Raw genomic sequence first — 1,618 nt, forward strand, 5'->3', positions numbered from 1 at the left:
CGCCCCCCGCCACAACCCCGACCCGCCACGAAAGCTGGAGCCGGTTCGCGGCGACAAGGCGCCTGATGCCATCGGCGCCATCGCGCACCAGCATCCGGCCGCGCGGCCCGACCGACCAGCTTTCGTCGAACTTGCTCTCCTGATCGACCGTAATCGACATGGTGATCTTGCGGCTGGCCGAAACAGCGTCGTTCAGTTGCAGCCATTCAGTCCAATGCGGCTCGCCGTTTGCCCGGCAGGCAATCGTCAGGATCGGGCTGTAGCTCAAGGCACCGCCGCCGGTGATCAGCTTGTTGGTGGCGTAGAGCGAGGCCGTCACGAGGCCGTCTTCACTCGTGCCGAAGCGCCAGTTGTCAGGCACCGTGCCGGCCTGGGCAATGCCGCAGACCGAGATAAGGATCAGCGCGATTGCCGAAGCGTGTCCCAATTCGACGAACAGTCTCAACACGCCCTCCAACAACCAAGCGGCTTGCAATAGAAGCGCAGATAATGATCAAAGCTTGGTCGCCACAGGCCGTCGCTCGCGAAGCATGGCGGCTGTTGCAGTTTGGCAACGAAAAAGGCCGCCTCGAGGGCGGCCTTCCTGTTTCAGCGGAGCGCTGGTGTTATTCGGCGGCCTTCTTCTTCGGCGCGGCCTTCTTCTTGGGCTCTTCCGCGTCGTCGGCCGTCTTGGCGTCGGCCTTCTTGGCGGCGGCTTTCTTCGCCGGCTTCGCCTTGACGGCGGTCTCGTCCTCTTCGTCGTCGGCCATCAGCTCTTCCTTGCTGACCTTGACGTCGGTGACCGAAATCTGACCGAGCAGATGGTCGACCACCTTTTCCTCGAACATCGGCGCCCGCAGCGTGTTCAACGCTTCCGGGTTGTTGCGGTAGAACTCGAAGACTTCCTGCTGCTGGTTTCCTGGATAGCGCCGCACCTGCTCGAACAGGCCGCGCTGCAGCTCTTCGTCCGATACGGTCACGCCGGCCTTCTCGCCGATTTCAGCCAGCACCAGCCCGAGGCGCACGCGGCGCTCGGCAAGCCGCAGATACTCGGCGCGCGCCTCTTCTTCCGTCGTCTCTTCGTCGGCGAAGGTGCGTCCGGCTGCTTCCAGATCACGATTGACCTGCGCCCAGATGTTGTTGAACTCGGCGTCGACGAGCTTCGACGGCGCCTCGAACGAATAAGCCGCGTCGAGCTGGTCGAGCAGCTGGCGCTTGACCTTCTGGCGCGTCATGGCGCCGAACTGGTTCTCGATCTGGCCGCGCACGACGTCGCGCAGGCGCTCCAGCGACTCCAGGCCGAGGTTCTTGGCGGTCTCGTCGTTGATTTCCAGCGCGCCGGGCTGGGACACTTCCTTGACCGTGACATCGAAGGTCGCTTCCTTGCCGGCCAGATGCGCCGCCTGGTAGTTTTCCGGGAAAGTCACGGTGACCTGCTTTTCGTCGCCGGCCTTGGCGCCGACAAGCTGATCCTCGAAGCCGGGGATGAATTCCTTCGAGCCTAGCACCAGCGGCTGATCGGTGCCGGCGCCGCCATTGAAGGCCTCGCCGTCGATCTTGCCGACATAGTCGATGGCGACACGGTCGCCATTGGCGGCCTTGCCGGTCTTCGGCTCGTAGCTGCGCGCCGATTCGGCAA

At 63.8% G+C, this 1,618-nt stretch carries 2 protein-coding genes; both read right to left on the bottom strand.

The window, feature by feature from the left end; genetic code table 11:
* Positions 1 to 445, bottom strand: a 445-nt coding sequence (locus EOA22_RS32895; protein ID WP_127390570.1) for a hypothetical protein, incomplete at its 3' end; no start/stop codon positions are given.
* A 160-nt stretch (positions 446 to 605) separates the two neighbouring features.
* Positions 606 to 1,618: trigger factor (gene tig, locus EOA22_RS32900; RefSeq protein WP_127390571.1), on the bottom strand; the 1,013-nt coding region annotated here is incomplete at its 5' end.

It is taken from the genome of Mesorhizobium sp. M7A.F.Ca.US.014.04.1.1, from assembly GCF_003998745.1.
Taxonomy (GTDB): Bacteria; Pseudomonadota; Alphaproteobacteria; order Rhizobiales; family Rhizobiaceae; genus Mesorhizobium; species Mesorhizobium ciceri.